The 14294-nt window shown below is 67.7% G+C and carries 15 protein-coding genes; all 15 read left to right on the forward strand.

All coding sequences use genetic code 11. The annotated features are described in order from the left end of the window. Positions 1-55: 55 nt before the first annotated feature. The 15 genes from DTPSY_RS12900 (at position 56) to asd (ending at position 14028) form a co-directional block, all read left to right on the forward strand. The gene (locus DTPSY_RS12900; RefSeq protein WP_015913932.1) at positions 56-958 is read left to right on the forward strand and encodes a U32 family peptidase; all 903 of its coding nucleotides are present in this window, start codon (positions 56-58) and stop codon (positions 956-958) included. A gap of 25 nt (positions 959-983) precedes the next feature. Then, on the forward strand, positions 984-1502 hold the full coding sequence (gene ubiT / locus DTPSY_RS12905) for a ubiquinone anaerobic biosynthesis accessory factor UbiT (protein WP_015913933.1): 519 nt from the start codon (positions 984-986) through the stop codon (positions 1500-1502). Then, complete coding sequence (locus tag DTPSY_RS12910; protein ID WP_015913934.1) at positions 1499-1897, forward strand: putative zinc-binding protein; 399 nt, start codon at positions 1499-1501, stop codon at positions 1895-1897. The genes ubiT and DTPSY_RS12910 overlap by 4 nt, the downstream gene beginning before the upstream one ends. Continuing rightward, on the forward strand, positions 1894-2481 hold the full coding sequence (locus DTPSY_RS12915) for a UbiX family flavin prenyltransferase (RefSeq protein ID WP_011806345.1): 588 nt from the start codon (positions 1894-1896) through the stop codon (positions 2479-2481). The genes DTPSY_RS12910 and DTPSY_RS12915 overlap by 4 nt, the downstream gene beginning before the upstream one ends. 56 nt (positions 2482-2537) lie before the next feature. Further along, a complete protein-coding gene (gene ubiD, locus DTPSY_RS12920) occupies positions 2538-4022 on the forward strand; it encodes a 4-hydroxy-3-polyprenylbenzoate decarboxylase (protein WP_015913935.1) in 1485 nt (494 codons plus the stop codon). A gap of 63 nt (positions 4023-4085) precedes the next feature. Then, the gene (locus DTPSY_RS12925; protein WP_015913936.1) at positions 4086-5246 is read left to right on the forward strand and encodes a cytochrome P450; all 1161 of its coding nucleotides are present in this window, start codon (positions 4086-4088) and stop codon (positions 5244-5246) included. Between the two features lie 44 nt (positions 5247-5290). After that, a complete protein-coding gene (locus tag DTPSY_RS12930) occupies positions 5291-6655 on the forward strand; it encodes an MBL fold metallo-hydrolase (RefSeq protein WP_015913937.1) in 1365 nt (454 codons plus the stop codon). A gap of 187 nt (positions 6656-6842) precedes the next feature. Continuing rightward, the gene (locus DTPSY_RS12935; protein ID WP_015913938.1) at positions 6843-7781 is read left to right on the forward strand and encodes a LysR family transcriptional regulator; all 939 of its coding nucleotides are present in this window, start codon (positions 6843-6845) and stop codon (positions 7779-7781) included. Positions 7782-7821: 40 nt separating this feature from the next. After that, positions 7822-9243 (forward strand): 3-isopropylmalate dehydratase large subunit, encoded by a 1422-nt coding sequence (gene leuC / locus DTPSY_RS12940; protein ID WP_015913939.1) that lies wholly within the window; start codon positions 7822-7824, stop codon positions 9241-9243. Between the two features lie 13 nt (positions 9244-9256). Next, positions 9257-9379, forward strand: a complete 123-nt coding sequence (locus tag DTPSY_RS12945; RefSeq protein ID WP_011806351.1) for an entericidin A/B family lipoprotein — start codon at positions 9257-9259, stop codon at positions 9377-9379. A 32-nt stretch (positions 9380-9411) separates the two neighbouring features. Continuing rightward, positions 9412-9819, forward strand: coding sequence for a hypothetical protein (locus tag DTPSY_RS12950; protein WP_015913940.1), 408 nt, complete (start codon positions 9412-9414; stop codon positions 9817-9819). Between the two features lie 41 nt (positions 9820-9860). After that, positions 9861-10511 carry a 3-isopropylmalate dehydratase small subunit gene (leuD, locus tag DTPSY_RS12955; RefSeq protein ID WP_011806353.1) on the forward strand — a complete coding sequence of 217 codons (651 nt, stop codon included), beginning with the start codon at positions 9861-9863 and terminating at the stop codon, positions 10509-10511. Positions 10512-10607: 96 nt separating this feature from the next. Beyond that, entirely contained in the window at positions 10608-11681 is a 1074-nt protein-coding gene (gene leuB, locus DTPSY_RS12960) for a 3-isopropylmalate dehydrogenase (protein WP_011806354.1), read from the forward strand. A gap of 163 nt (positions 11682-11844) precedes the next feature. Beyond that, entirely contained in the window at positions 11845-12618 is a 774-nt protein-coding gene (locus DTPSY_RS12965; RefSeq protein WP_015913942.1) for an SDR family oxidoreductase, read from the forward strand. A gap of 279 nt (positions 12619-12897) precedes the next feature. Next, complete coding sequence (gene asd / locus DTPSY_RS12970; protein WP_015913943.1) at positions 12898-14028, forward strand: aspartate-semialdehyde dehydrogenase; 1131 nt, start codon at positions 12898-12900, stop codon at positions 14026-14028. Positions 14029-14294 lie beyond the last annotated feature (266 nt).

A 14294-nucleotide genomic window follows, 5' to 3' on the forward strand; every position in this document is an offset into this window, starting at 1 on the left:
CCGATTTATGCGGCGGGGACTGCGCTTGGCCCCCTGAAGAACTGAGAGCATCAAGATGAAATTAGCCCTGGGCCCGCTGCAGTACTACTGGCCGCGCGATACCGTTTTTGATTTTTACCAGGCCATGGCCGAGACGCCGGTGGACGTCGTCTACCTTGGCGAAGCCGTGTGCTCGCGCCGCCGCGAGCTGCGCCAGAGCGACTGGATCGACATCGCACGCATGCTGCGCGACGCCGGCAAGCAGGCTGTGCTCTCCACCATGGTGCTGCTGGAGTCCACCTCCGACGTATCTGCCATGCACAAGATCGCCCAGGACGAGGAATTCCTCATCGAGGCGAACGACATGGGCGCCGTGCACCAGCTCGCAGGCAAGCGCGCCTTCGTCGCCGGCCCCCAGCTCAACCTGTTCAATGCCGATTCGCTGAACTGGATGGTCGGCCTGGGCGCCAGCCGCTGGGTCATGCCATTGGAGATGCGCCAGGCCGACCTGGCCGTGCTGCATCAGCACAAGCCCGCGGGGCTGGAAACCGAAGTCTTCGCCTACGGCCGCATGCCCTTGGCGTTCTCGGCGCGCTGCTTCACGGCACGCCACCACAACCTGCCCAAGGACGACTGCGGTTTTCGCTGCATCGAGCACCCGGACGGCCAGCTGCTGGCCACCCGCGAAGGCGAGGGCTTCCTGGTGCTCAACGGCATCCAGACCCAGTCGGCGCGCGTGCACAACCTCATCCAGGACGTACCTGCGCTGCGCGCGCTGGGCGTGGAACTGCTGCGCCTGTCCCCCCAATCGCAGCACATGGCAGAGGTCATCGCCGCCTTCGACGCGGCCCGCAAGGCGCCCCAACCCGATGCAGGTGCCCTTGACCGCATGCGCCCCCTGATGCCCGAGGCCCCCTGCAACGGTTACTGGCACGGCAAGCCCGGGCTGGATCTGGTGCAGCCCGCCGTGACATCCTGAGCCACCGCACTTACTCCTTCAAGCCATGACCGCTACCCCACCCGCACCGTTCACCCTGCCGCGCCCCGTGGGCGCCGTGCTCTCGCGTCTGCCCGCCTATCCGGGCTCGGTCCTGCTGGTTACGGCCATCAACCTGGCCCTGTCGCGCCACCTGCCGCAGGACGTGAAGGACCTGCTCAAGGACAAGCGCCTGTCCATCCGCGTGCGCGACGCGCGCGTGGCCTTCGACTTCACTTGGAACGGCCAACGCTTTGCGCCCAGCGCGCCGCAGGGCAACCCGGACCTCGCGATCAGCGCCAATGCGCAGGACTTCGTGCTGCTGGCGCAACGCCGCCAGGACCCGGACACGCTGTTCTTCAACCGCCGCCTGGTGATGGAGGGCGACACCGAGCTGGGCCTGGTGGTCAAGAACGCGCTGGACGCCATCGACCTGCCCGTGCTCGACCCGCGCCACTGGGCGCCGCGCGCCGTGCTCTCGCGCTGGGCCCCGCAGCTTGCGCAACAATTGCCGCCTCTTGCGCCCTTCTTTGGAGGTCGTTCGTGACGGAACCTGCCCCTTGCGATGTCCACCCGCTGGTCTATTCCTGCTCCGGCTGCTCCAGCGCCGCGCAGCTGGCCAACCATGTCGCCGTGCGGCTGGACCGTGAGGGCGTGGCGGAGATGTCGTGCATCGCTGGCGTGGGGGGCGACGTGCCCAAGCTGGTCAAGCTGGCGCGCTCGGGCCGTCCCATCATCGCGCTCGACGGCTGCCCCCTGGTGTGCGTGAAGAGCAGCCTGGCGCGCCACGGCATTACGCCGGCACGCCACTTCCAGTTGCATGAATACGGCGTGAAGAAGCGCAACCACCAGGACTTCGACCCGGCCGAGGCCGCCCAGGTGCTGGCGCGCATCCAGGCCGACCTGCACGACCATCCCCTGCGCTCCAAGGCCGCCGCATGAGCCAGCCGCCCCGCCGCGTGATCGTGGGCATCTCGGGTGCCAGCGGCGCCGTGTATGGCGCACGCCTGCTGCAGGCGCTGCAGGACATGCCCAACGTGGAATCGCACCTGGTCGTCTCCGACGCCGGCTGGCGCAACCTGCGCCACGAGCTGGACATGGACCGCGCCAGCGTCGAGGCGCTGGCGGACGTGGTGCACGACCTCGCCAACGTAGGCGCCAGCATTGCCAGCGGCTCGTTCGCCGCGCACGGCATGGTGGTGGCGCCCTGCTCCATGCGCACGCTGGCGGCCGTGGCCCACGGCCTGGCGGACAACCTGCTCACGCGCGCGGCCGACGTGGTGCTCAAGGAGCGCCGCCGCCTGGTGCTGATGGTGCGCGAATCCCCTCTGCACCTGGTGCACCTGCGCAACATGGCGACGGTGACCGAGATGGGCGGCATCGTGTGCCCGCCCATGCCCGCGTTCTACCAGCGCCCCACCAGCGTGGGCGAGATCGTGGACCACAGCGTGGCCCGCGTGCTGGACCTGCTGGGGCTGGAGCACGCCCTGGCGCCGCAATGGCAGGGCCTGCCGTTGGACTCCTGAAACAATAGCTGCTAGCGCTTGCTGGATAAGCGCTGGAGCCTGATTTCATTCAAAGCATGCATTACCGCGACCTGCGCGACTTCATGGCCCAGCTGGAGGCCGCGGGCGAATTGCGCCGCATTGCCGAGCCCGTATCCCCTCACCTGGAAATGACCGCGCTGGCCGATCGCGTGCTGCGCGCGGGCGGCCCCGCATTGCTGTTCGAGCACCCCGCGGGCCATACCATGCCGGTGCTCGCCAATCTGTTCGGCACGCCCGGGCGCGTGGCCCGCGCATTGGGCGTGGCCGGACTGCCGGAGATCCGCGCCTTCGGCGAGGTGCTGGCGCAGCTCAAGGAGCCCGAGCCGCCACGCGGCATGAAGGACCTGTGGGGCAAGCGCGACCTGCTCAAGACCCTGTGGAGCATGGCCCCGGCCACCGTGCGCCGCCCGCCCTGCCAGGAGGTGGTGTGGGAGGGCAGCGACGTCGACCTGACCCGCCTGCCCATCCAGCACTGCTGGCCTGGCGACGTGGCGCCATTGGTCACCTGGGGCCTCACCATCACGCGCGGGCCGCGCAAGGCACGCCAGAACTTAGGGATATACCGCCAGCAGCTGCTGGGCAAGAACCAGCTCATCATGCGCTGGCTGTCGCACCGCGGCGGTGCGCTGGACTTTGCCGACCACTGCCGGCTCAACCCCGGCCAGCCCTACCCGGTGGCCGTGGCCATCGGGGCCGACCCGGCCACCATCCTGGGCGCCGTCACGCCCGTGCCCGACACGCTGTCGGAATACCAGTTCGCCGGGTTGCTGCGCGGCGCGCGCACCGAAGTGGCGCCCGCTTTAGGCGTGCCGCTGTCGGTACCGGCCAGCGCCGAGATCGTGCTGGAAGGCCACATCCATCCCGATGCTAACCACAAGAGCGGCTGGCAGCACGCGCTGGAAGGCCCCTACGGCGACCACACTGGCTACTACAACGAGTGCGCCGAGTTCCCCGTGTTCACCGTAGAGCGCATCACGCAGCGCCAGGACGCCCTGTACCACAGCACCTACACCGGCAAACCACCCGACGAGCCGGCCATGCTGGGCCTGGCGCTGAACGAGCTGTTCGTGCCGCTGCTGCAGCGCGCCTTCCCGGAGATCATCGACTTCTACCTGCCGCCCGAGGCCTGCAGCTATCGTATGGCGGTGGTGCGCATCCGCAAGGCCTATGCGGGCCATGCACGGCGCGTGATGATGGGCGTGTGGAGCCACCTGCGCCAGTTCCTCTACACCAAGTTCATCGTGGTGGTGGACGAAGACGTGGACGCACGCGACTGGAAGGAAGTCATCTGGGCCCTGACCACACGCATGGACCCGGCGCGCGACACCCTGTTGATCGAGCACACGCCCATCGACTACCTGGACTTCGCTTCACCCGTGGCAGGCCTGGGCAGCAAGATGGGACTGGATGCCACCAACAAATGGCCCGGGGAGACCCAGCGCGAATGGGGCCGTCCCATGGCCATGGATGCCGGCGTGAGCCAGCGCATGAACGCGCTGGCCGACGCGCTGGGACTGTAGAACCCGTCTGCGATCGCCTCGCCGGGTGGGCGAAGCCGCAGGAAGCCTTCCAAGGAGACTGCCATGACCACGACACCGCCCCGCTGGGACCCGCAAGCCCCCGAAGTCCTGCGCGACCAGCGCGCCGCCTACGACCAGCTGCGCGAGCGCTGCCCGCTGGCGCACAGCGACGCGCAGCACTGGTCCGTGCTGCGCCACGCCGAAGTCATGCAGGTGCTGCAGGATCACGCCACCTTCAGCAGTGCGGTGTCCGCCCACCCGGCCGTGCCCAACGGCTACGACCAGCCCCTGCACACGCAGTACCGCCGCGCGCTTGACCCGTTCTTCGCCCCCGAGCGCATGGCGCACTTCGAGCCCGTGTGCCGCGCGCTGTCGGCCGCCACGGTGCAGGAGGCCCTGGCCCTGGGCGGCGAGCTGGAGATCACCCACGAGTTCGCCCTGCCCTTCGCGGTGCGCGTGCAGTCCGCGTTCCTCGGCTGGCCCACGCTGCTGCAGGACGAGCTGCTCGGCTGGCTGCGCCGCAGCCAGGCCGCCACCCGCTCGGGCGACCGCACGCAGACCTCGGCCGTTGCGCAGGAGTTCGAAGACCTGGTCGGGCGCGTGCGCCAGGCCCGCCTGGAGGCGCCGCCCACGCAGGACATCACCAGCGAACTGATGCACACCCGTGTGGAGGGCCGCCTGCTGGACCTGCGCGAGCTTGCCAGCGTGCTGCGCAACTGGACGGTGGGCGAGGTCGGCACGATTGCCGCCTCCATCGGCATCCTGCTGCACTGGCTGGCGAGCCACCCCGACTGGCAGCAACGCCTGCGCGCGCAGCCCGGCCTCTTGCCCGCGGCCATCGACGAGGTGCTGCGCATCGACGGCCCGCTCGTGGCCAACCGCCGCATCACCACCCGCGACGTGACGCTGGGCGGCTGCCCCGTGCCGATGGGCGAGCGCCTGTCCATCCACTGGATCGCCGCCAACCGCGACCCGCGCGTGTTCGGCGACCCGGATGAGTTCCGCATGGACCGCGATCCCACGCTCAACCTGCTGTATGGCGCAGGCATCCACGTCTGCCCCGGCGCGCCGCTGGCGCGGCTGGAACTGCGGGTGCTGATGGAGGAGTTGCTGGCGCGCACCAGCGCCATCGCACTGCCCGCAGGCCATGCGCCTACGCGGGCCACAGCCCCGGACGCCGGCTACGCCGCGCTGCGGGTGCGTTTGCATCAAACACCCGCGTAGCGCCGCCTGCTACGCTGACGGTCGTCACTTCACAAAACCATGCCATGTCCGTCAGCATCACTTTCCTCGGCGGGGCCGGCACCGTCACCGGCTCCAAATACCTCGTACGCCACGGCGGCCAGGCGCTGCTCGTGGACTGCGGCCTGTTCCAGGGCTACAAGCCGCTGCGCCTGCGCAACTGGAACCCGCTGCCGGTGGCGCCGCAGGACATTGACGCCGTGCTGCTCACCCATGCCCACCTGGACCACTCGGGCTACCTGCCGCTGCTGGCCAAGGACGGCTTTGGCGGGCCGGTGTTCTGCACGGCCGGCACGCGCGATTTATGCGCCATCCTGCTGCCCGACAGCGGCCATCTGCAGGAAGAAGACGCGGCTTTCCTCAACCGGCACAAGCTCAGCAAGCACGAACCCGCCCTGCCGCTGTACACGCGCCTGGACGCGCAGCACTGCCTGTCGCTGCTGCAAGTGCAGCCCACGCACCAGACCTTCGAGCCCATGCGCGGCTGGCGCGCCACCTTCCAGAATGCAGGCCACATCCTGGGTGCGGCCAGCGTGCTGCTGGAGGTGGGAGGGCGGCGCATCCTGTTCTCGGGCGACCTGGGCCGCCCGGACGACCTGCTGATGCACGCGCCCGACGCGCCGCCCGCGGCCGACACCGTGCTCATCGAGTCCACCTACGGCGACCGCAGCCACCCACCCGGCACGGTGCTGGACGAGCTGGGGCCCGCGCTGGCACGCCTGGCTGCACGCGGCGGCGTGGCGGTGGTGCCGGTATTCGCCGTGGGGCGCGCGCAGACGGTGATGTACGCCATCGCCCAGCTGAAGGCCCGCGGCGAAGTGCCTTCCGGACTGCGCGTGTACCTGGACAGCCCCATGGCCGTGAGCGCCACGGAGCTGTTCCAGAACCACCTGAGCGAGACCCGGATCAACCGATCCGAACTGCACGCCATGGCGCGCGGCACGACGCTGGTGCACAGCGTGGACGAATCCAAGGCGCTGGCCCGTCTGCACGGGCCGCGCGTGATCCTGTCGGCCAGCGGCATGGCCACGGGCGGGCGCGTGCTGCACCATTTGGCGCTGCACGCGGGCGACCATCGCAACATGATCATCCTCACCGGGCACCAGGCGGGCGGCACGCGCGGCGCCCGCATCGCCGCGGGCGAAAAAACCATCCGCATCCACGGGCGCGACGTGGCCATCCGCGCCGAGGTGGTGCAATTGGCCACGGCCTCGGCCCACGCCGATGGCGACCAATTGGTGGCCTGGCTGCGCTCCATGCCCTCCACACCCCGTCAGGTGTACGTGGTGCATGGGGAGATGGCTGCGGCCGACATGCTGCGCCAGCGCATCGACCATGCGCTGGGCTGCCCCGTGGAGGTTCCCGAGCATGGCGACAGCGTAACGCTCTAAAACAAGAGTTAAAACAGCCTCCAGCGCTTATCTGATGAGCGCTGGAGGCTATATTTTTCATAGCAAATCCGCCGCTATGCCCCATCCAGCGGCATGTGAGCCATCGCGTATCGCGATGACAACCGTCGGATATAAAGGGGAAAATAGGGGAATCACCTCGTCAAACGAGAAGTCGCTCCACCCCCCGATGAAAAGCTCAGAGCGCAGCTTTGCGCGCCGCATTGACCTCACCTCGCTGCAACTGTTCGTGGCCGTCTGCGAACTGGGCAGCATCGGCCGCGCGGCCGAGCGGGAGTTCATCGCCGCCTCGGCGGTGAGCAAGCGCCTGTCCGACCTGGAGGCTGCGGTCGACACGGCCCTGCTGTACCGCCACAGCCGCGGCGTGACGCTGACCCCCGCCGGCGAAAGCCTGCTGCACCACGCGCGCAACGTGCTGTTCGGGCTGGAGCGCATGCAGGGTGAGCTTTCCGAGTACGCCGACGGCGTGCGCGGCCATGTGCGCATGCACGCCAACATCTCGGCCATCGTGCAGTTCCTGCCCGAGGACCTGGGCGCGTTCGCCCAGGCACACAGCCAGATCAAGATCGATCTGCAGGAGCACCTCTCGCCCGACGTGTTGCAGGCCGTGCACGAAGGCGCGGCGGATCTGGGGATCTGCAACGTACCCGCCACGGCCGCCCACGAAGGCCTGCAAAGCCGCCCCTACCGCAGCGACCGGCTGGTGCTGGTCGTGCCCCAGACGCACGCCCTGTCGACCCGCGCATCGATCCGCTTTGAAGAAGTGCTGGACTGGGACATCGTCGGGCTGCACGCGGGCAGCAGCATCAGCCTGGCCATGCGCCAGGCCGCCGCGCAGGCCGCGCGCCCGCTGCGCCAGCGCATCCAGGTCACCAGCCTGGACGCGATGTGCCGCATGATCGACAACGGCCTGGGCGTGGGCCTGCTGCCCGACCGGGCGTTTTCGCTGATGCGCGGCGTGGGGCAACTGGCCGCCGTACCGCTGGACGAGCCCTGGGCCCGGCGCGCGCTGCGCCTGGTGGCGCGCGACTTCGAGGCCCTGCCCGTCACGGCACGGCTGCTGGTCGAACACCTGGCGCCCGCCGAGGACGGCGACACCCCCACCTAGAATTCTCACCACCCCACTGAACCCAAGAAACGAGACTGCCATGGGACGCACCCTGTACGACAAGATCTTCGACGAGCACGTCGTCCACACGGAAGAGGACGGCACCGCCGTGCTCTACATCGACCGCCACCTGGTGCATGAGGTGACCAGCCCGCAGGCCTTCGAGGGTCTGCGCGAGGCGGGCCGCAAGGTCTGGCGCGTGAGCTCCATCGTGGCCACGGCCGACCACAACACTCCCACCACCGGTTGGGAGCGCGGCTACGACGGCATTGCCGACCCGATCAGCAAGGAGCAGATCGTCACGCTGGACAAGAACATCCAGGAGTCCGGTGCGGCGGCGTTCTTCCCCTTCCTGTCCAAGCGCCAGGGCATCGTGCACGTGATCGGCCCCGAGAACGGCGCCACCCTCCCGGGCATGACCGTGGTCTGCGGCGACAGCCACACCAGCACCCACGGCGCGTTCGGCGCGCTGGCCCACGGCATCGGCACCAGCGAGGTCGAGCACGTGATGGCCACGCAGACCCTGCTGGCCAAGAAGGCCAAGAACATGCTGGTCCAAGTGAATGGCAAGGTCGCCCCTGGCATCACGGCCAAGGACATCGTGCTGGCCATCATCGGCAAGATCGGCACCGCCGGCGGCACGGGTTACACGATTGAATTTGCCGGGGAAGCCATCCGCGACCTGAGCATGGAAGGCCGCATGACCGTGTGCAACATGGCCATCGAAGCCGGCGCGCGCGCGGGCCTGGTAGCGGTGGACGACAAGACGATCAACTACGTCAAGGGCCGCCCGCTCGCGCCCACGGGCGTGGAGTGGGACCAGGCCGTGGCGTACTGGAAGACGCTGCACTCGGACGCGGACGCCAAGTTCGACGCGGTGGTGGAGTTGAACGCCGCCGAGATCGTGCCGCAGGTCACCTGGGGCACCAGCCCCGAGATGGTGCTGGGCATCGACGCCGTGGTGCCCGACCCGGACAAGGAGAAGGACCCGTCCAAGCGCGGCGCCATCGAGCGTGCGCTGACCTACATGGGTCTGCAGCCCGGCAAGCCGATGGATGACATCTTCGTGGACAAGGTGTTCATCGGCTCGTGCACCAACAGCCGCATCGAGGACATGCGCGAAGCCGCCGCCGTGGTGAAGAAGCTCGGCCAGAAGGTCGCCAAGAACATCAAGCTGGCCATGGTGGTACCTGGCTCGGGCCTGGTGAAGGAACAGGCCGAACGCGAGGGGCTGGATGCGATTTTCAAGGCCGCGGGCTTTGAATGGCGCGAGCCCGGTTGCTCCATGTGCCTGGCCATGAATGCCGACCGCCTGGAGCCCGGCGAGCGCTGCGCTTCCACGTCCAACCGCAACTTCGAAGGCCGCCAGGGCGCGGGCGGGCGCACGCACCTCGTGAGCCCCGCCATGGCCGCGGCCGCCGCCATCCATGGCCACTTCGTGGACATCCGCCAGTTCGCTTAAGGAGCCTCCCACCATGAACAAGTCTCTCGCCGCCCTGCTCGCGCTGGCCTTCGTGCTGGCCGGCTGCAACACCGTCAAGGGCATGGGCCAGGACGTGCAGCGCGCCGGCAGCGCCATCGAACGCGCCGCCAAGTAAGCCCCTCCACACCGCCATCCCAGGAGCTCCGCATGAAGAAAGCCCTCGCCTGCCTCGCCACCACGCTGCTGCTGGCCAGCCCCGCCCTGTCGTGGGCCGCCAACCGCGCCTGCGTCATCGAAGGCAGCATCACCTTCAGTGGCAAGACCACGCAGGTCAAGGACTGCATGGAATTCGCCGCCGGCGTGCCCGACGACCAGATCAAGGGCAGCTGCGGCGGCCTGGCGCAGATGTCCGCCCAACTGGGCGGCAAGCCCGGCAAGGTGAGCCACCTGCCGCAGTGCCCGCGCCCGGCCAGCGGCGCCTGCAAGGGGCTGATGGGTCAGCCCGTGGATGCCTACTACTACAACCTGACCGCCGATGCGCTGCAGGACAAGCGCAAGGCCTGCGAAACCTCCAGCGCACAGATCAAGGCCGGCACTTGGACCAACGGCCAGTAAGCCCGCGGGCCCCAACGCCACTTCTTTCCGGACACACCACCATGCAGAAATTCACCCTCCACAAGGGCCTCGTCGCCCCCATGGACCGCGAGAACGTCGATACCGACGCCATCATCCCCAAGCAGTTCCTCAAGTCGATCAAGAAGACGGGCTTCGGCCCCAACCTGTTCGACGAGTGGCGCTACCTCGACAAGGGCGAGCCGGGCGTGCCCGAATCCCAGCGCAAGCCCAACCCCGACTTCGTGCTGAACCAGCCGCGCTACCAGGGCGCGAGCATCCTGCTGGCGCGCAAGAACTTCGGCTGCGGCTCCAGCCGCGAGCACGCGCCCTGGGCGCTGGACCAATACGGTTTTCGCGCCATCATCGCGCCGAGCTTCGCCGACATCTTCTTCAACAACTGCTTCAAGAACGGCCTGCTGCCCATCGTGCTGCCCGAAGCCACGGTGGACCAGCTGTTCAACGAAGCGGCCGCCTTCCCCGGCTACCAGCTCACCGTGGACCTGGAGCGCCAGGTGGTGGTGCGTCCCCAGGGCGAGGAGATCCCCTTCGACGTGGTGCCGTTTCGCAAGTACTGCTTGCTCAACGGCTTTGACGACATCGGGCTGACGCTGCGCCATGCCGACAAGATCCGCGCGTTCGAAGCCGCACGCCTGGCCAGCAAGCCGTGGCTGAGCCACACCATGGCCGCGTGACCCGCCACCGGCCCTGACCGATTGATTACAAGCAAAAACAGCCTCCGGCGCTTATCCATCAAGCGCTGACAGCTATCAAAACAGAAGTGAATGACCATGAAAATCGCAGTTCTGCCGGGTGACGGCATTGGCCCCGAGATCGTCGCCGAGGCCGTCAAGGTGCTCGAAGCCCTGGACCTGAAGCTGGAGATGGAGACGGCACCCGTGGGCGGCGCCGCCTACGAGGCCGCGGGCCACCCGCTGCCGGAGTCCACGTTGAATCTCGCCAAGAGTGCCGACGCCATCCTGTTCGGCGCCGTGGGCGACTGGAAGTACGACACGTTGGCGCGCCCGCTGCGCCCCGAGCAGGCCATCCTGGGCCTGCGCAAGCACCTGGGCCTGTTCGCCAACTTCCGTCCCGCGATCTGCTACGAGCAGCTCACGCATGCGTCCAGCCTCAAGCCCGAGCTGGTGGCCGGCCTGGACATCCTCATCATCCGCGAGCTGACCGGCGACATCTACTTCGGCCAGCCGCGCGGGCGTCGCACCGCCGCCGACGGCCACTTCCCCGGCGCCGAGGAAGCATTCGACACCATGCGCTACAGCAAGCCCGAGATCGAGCGCATCGCCCGCGTCGCGTTTGAGGCCGCGCGCAAGCGCAACAAGAAGGTCACCAGCGTGGACAAGGCCAACGTGCTGGAAACCTTCCAGTTCTGGAAGGACGTCGTGACCGAGGTACACAAGGACTATCCCGACGTGGAGCTGCAGCACATGTACGTGGACAACGCGGCCATGCAGCTCGTGAAAGCGCCCAAGGCGTTCGACGTGATCGTCACCGGCAACATGTTCGGCGACATCCTCTCCGACGAAGCCTCCATGCTCACCGGCTCCATCGGCATGCTGCCCTCGGCCAGCCTGAACGATAAGAAGCAAGGCCTGTACGAGCCCAGCCACGGCAGCGCCCCGGACATCGCCGGCAAGGGCGTAGCCAACCCTCTGGCCACCATCCTCAGCGCCGCCATGATGCTGCGCTTCAGCCTGAACCAGGAAGAAGCCGCGCGCCGCATCGAAGCCGCGGTGCAGCAGGTGCTGGCCCAAGGCCTGCGCACGCCTGACATCTACAGCGACGGCACCACCAAGGTGGGCACGGCACAGATGGGCGATGCCGTGGTGAAGGCCCTCGCTGCCTGACGGGCGGCATCCCGCACAACGCGCCAGCGGCCCTTCGGGGCCGCTTTTTCGTGGCGCGCAAGCAGCACCAGCGGCACAAGCGGCATCGCAAGTCCGGATCCGGCCAGACGCGTCGCCCGCGGGCCGGGAGACTCTTCCTTCACCCAACCCGAAGGAGCGTCCCATGTCCCACCAACCGTCCCTCTCCCAGCGCGTCGCCATCGTCACCGGCGCCAGCTCCGGCATCGGCCGCGCAGCGGCCCTGCTTTTCGCGGAGGCCGGTGCGGCCGTCGTCGTGGGCGCAGGGCGCCAAGCGGAGCTGGACCAACTCGTCGCTGCCATCACCCAGCAGGGAGGGTCGGCTGCGGCAGTGGCCGGCGACGTGCGCGACGAAGCCTACGCACAAGCGCTCGTCGCCACTGCCGTGGAGCGTTTTGGCGGCCTCGATATCGCCTTCAACAATGCGGGCACCATGGGGCCGCTGCAACCCACGCCGGACGTGCAGTCGAGCGATTGGCGCGACACCCTGGAGACCAACCTCACCAGTGCCTTCCTGGGCGCCAAGCACCAGATTCCCGCAATGCTGGCGCGCGGAGGTGGTTCGATCATCCTCACCTCCACCTTCGTGGGGTACACCGCCGCATTTGCGGGCACGGCCGCGTATGCCGCGAGCAAGGCCGGCCTGATCGGCCTGACCCAGGCACTGGCCACGGAGTTCGGAGCGAAGGCCATCCGTGTGAATGCCTTGCTGCCCGGCGGCACCCTCACCCCCATGGCGCGCGCCATGAACGGAACACCCGAGGCGCTGGCCCAGGTCGCCCAACTGCATGCACTCAAGCGCCTGGCACAGCCCCGGGAGATTGCCCAGGCCGCGTTGTACCTGGCGTCCGACGCGGCATCGTTCGTCACCGGGACAGCCATGCTGGTGGATGGCGGGGTGTCCATCCAGCGGGGATGACCGCAGCGCAGCGGTGATGGCGGCGGCATGCCCAGCCATGGCCTGCATGGGTTCCGCTACAATGCCCAGCTATGTTTGCCGCCCGCCCGTTCGCCCTGAACACCGCCTCTGCCGTCAAGGCACGCAAGGCTGCGCGCGCAATCACCAAAACCACGACCATTACGGGCTGATCCAGCTCCGGCATCGTCGTGCGCCCTCCCTGGCCTAGACGAGCCGGGGGCGGAAGAAAGCAGCCACCGGTCGCGTGCGTACTGTTTTTTACTTTGAAAGGGCGATGAAATGAGCAAGTTGGTAGGTTTGGTCGGCTGGCGCGGCATGGTCGGCTCGGTCCTGATGGACCGCATGGCGCAGGAAAAGGACTTCGATCTGATCGAGCCCCTGTTCTTCTCCACCTCGAACGCAGGCGGCAAGGCGCCCGCCCAGGCCAAGAACGAGACCACGCTGCAGGACGCGTTCGACATCGAACAGCTCAAGCGCTGCGACATCATCCTCACCGCACAGGGCGGCGACTACACCAACGAGGTGTACCCCAAGCTGCGCGCGGCCGGCTGGAACGGCCACTGGATCGACGCCGCCTCTGCCCTGCGCATGGAAAAGAACGCGGTCATCGTGCTCGACCCGGTGAACATGCCCGTCATCAAGAACGCGCTGGCGAACGGCGGCAAGGATTGGATAGGCGGCAACTGCACCGTGTCCTGCATGCTGATGGGCGTGGGTGCGCTGTACAAGGCCGGGCTCGTCGAGTGGATGAGCACCCAGACCTACCAGGCGGCCAGCGGCGGCGGCGCGCAGCACATGCGCGAACTGCTGACGCAGTACGGCACGCTGAATGCCGAGGTGAAGGCCCTGCTCGACGACCCCAAGAGCGCCATCCTGGAAATCGACCGCAAGGTCATCGCCAAGCAGCGCAGCCTGTCGGGCGCGGAGACGGCCAATTTCGGCGTGCCGCTGGGCGGCTCGCTCATCCCGTGGATCGACAAGGACCTGGGCAACGGCATGTCCAAGGAAGAGTGGAAGGGCATGGCCGAGACCAACAAGATCCTGGGCCAGGGGGAAGGCTTCAACACCGCCGCAGTGCCGGTGGACGGTTTCTGCGTGCGCGTAGGCGCCATGCGCTGCCACAGCCAGGCACTGACCTTCAAGCTCAAGAAGGATGTGCCCGTAGCCGACATCGAGGCCATGATCGCTGCCGACAACGACTGGGTGAAGGTGGTTCCCAATACGCGTGAGGCGACGCTGAAGGACCTGACTCCCGTGGCCGTCACCGGCACCATGACCATTCCCGTCGGCCGCATCCGCAAGCTGGCCATGGGTCCGGAGTATGTGGGCGCGTTCACCATCGGCGACCAGTTGCTGTGGGGCGCCGCCGAGCCGCTGCGCCGCATGCTGCGCATCCTGCTGGACGCCTGACGCCGATTCAACGCCACCTTCGGGTGGCGTTTTTTCGAGGTCATAGATTGATACGGCCTGTTACCGATCGTTGTCCATTACCAACAGGAATAAGGCCGTCCCGGCCTCTTCCTGCGCCGTATAAAACGTGGCGCGACACCTCAGCTTGTCAGTGCAAAACATTGATGCTATGGTGCTTTTTACATATTTTCACGCGCCTGGGCGGCTCGATCACGACCAGAAAAATACCGCCCCCTCGGCACCATCCATCTCTTCATTCGTCGCAC

It is taken from the genome of [Acidovorax] ebreus TPSY, from assembly GCF_000022305.1.
Taxonomy (GTDB): Bacteria; Pseudomonadota; Gammaproteobacteria; order Burkholderiales; family Burkholderiaceae_C; genus Diaphorobacter; species Diaphorobacter nitroreducens.

Coding starts and splice junctions, on each gene's coding strand:
- DTPSY_RS12900 (WP_015913932.1), top strand. CDS start 56: ATGAAATTAGCCCTGGGCCCGCTGCAGTACTACTGGCCGCGCGATACC.
- ubiT (WP_015913933.1), top strand. CDS start 984: ATGACCGCTACCCCACCCGCACCGTTCACCCTGCCGCGCCCCGTGGGC.
- DTPSY_RS12915 (WP_011806345.1), top strand. CDS start 1,894: ATGAGCCAGCCGCCCCGCCGCGTGATCGTGGGCATCTCGGGTGCCAGC.
- ubiD (WP_015913935.1), top strand. CDS start 2,538: ATGCATTACCGCGACCTGCGCGACTTCATGGCCCAGCTGGAGGCCGCG.
- DTPSY_RS12925 (WP_015913936.1), top strand. CDS start 4,086: ATGACCACGACACCGCCCCGCTGGGACCCGCAAGCCCCCGAAGTCCTG.
- DTPSY_RS12930 (WP_015913937.1), top strand. CDS start 5,291: ATGTCCGTCAGCATCACTTTCCTCGGCGGGGCCGGCACCGTCACCGGC.
- DTPSY_RS12935 (WP_015913938.1), top strand. CDS start 6,843: ATGAAAAGCTCAGAGCGCAGCTTTGCGCGCCGCATTGACCTCACCTCG.
- leuC (WP_015913939.1), top strand. CDS start 7,822: ATGGGACGCACCCTGTACGACAAGATCTTCGACGAGCACGTCGTCCAC.
- DTPSY_RS12945 (WP_011806351.1), top strand. CDS start 9,257: ATGAACAAGTCTCTCGCCGCCCTGCTCGCGCTGGCCTTCGTGCTGGCC.
- DTPSY_RS12950 (WP_015913940.1), top strand. CDS start 9,412: ATGAAGAAAGCCCTCGCCTGCCTCGCCACCACGCTGCTGCTGGCCAGC.
- leuD (WP_011806353.1), top strand. CDS start 9,861: ATGCAGAAATTCACCCTCCACAAGGGCCTCGTCGCCCCCATGGACCGC.
- leuB (WP_011806354.1), top strand. CDS start 10,608: ATGAAAATCGCAGTTCTGCCGGGTGACGGCATTGGCCCCGAGATCGTC.
- DTPSY_RS12965 (WP_015913942.1), top strand. CDS start 11,845: ATGTCCCACCAACCGTCCCTCTCCCAGCGCGTCGCCATCGTCACCGGC.
- asd (WP_015913943.1), top strand. CDS start 12,898: ATGAGCAAGTTGGTAGGTTTGGTCGGCTGGCGCGGCATGGTCGGCTCG.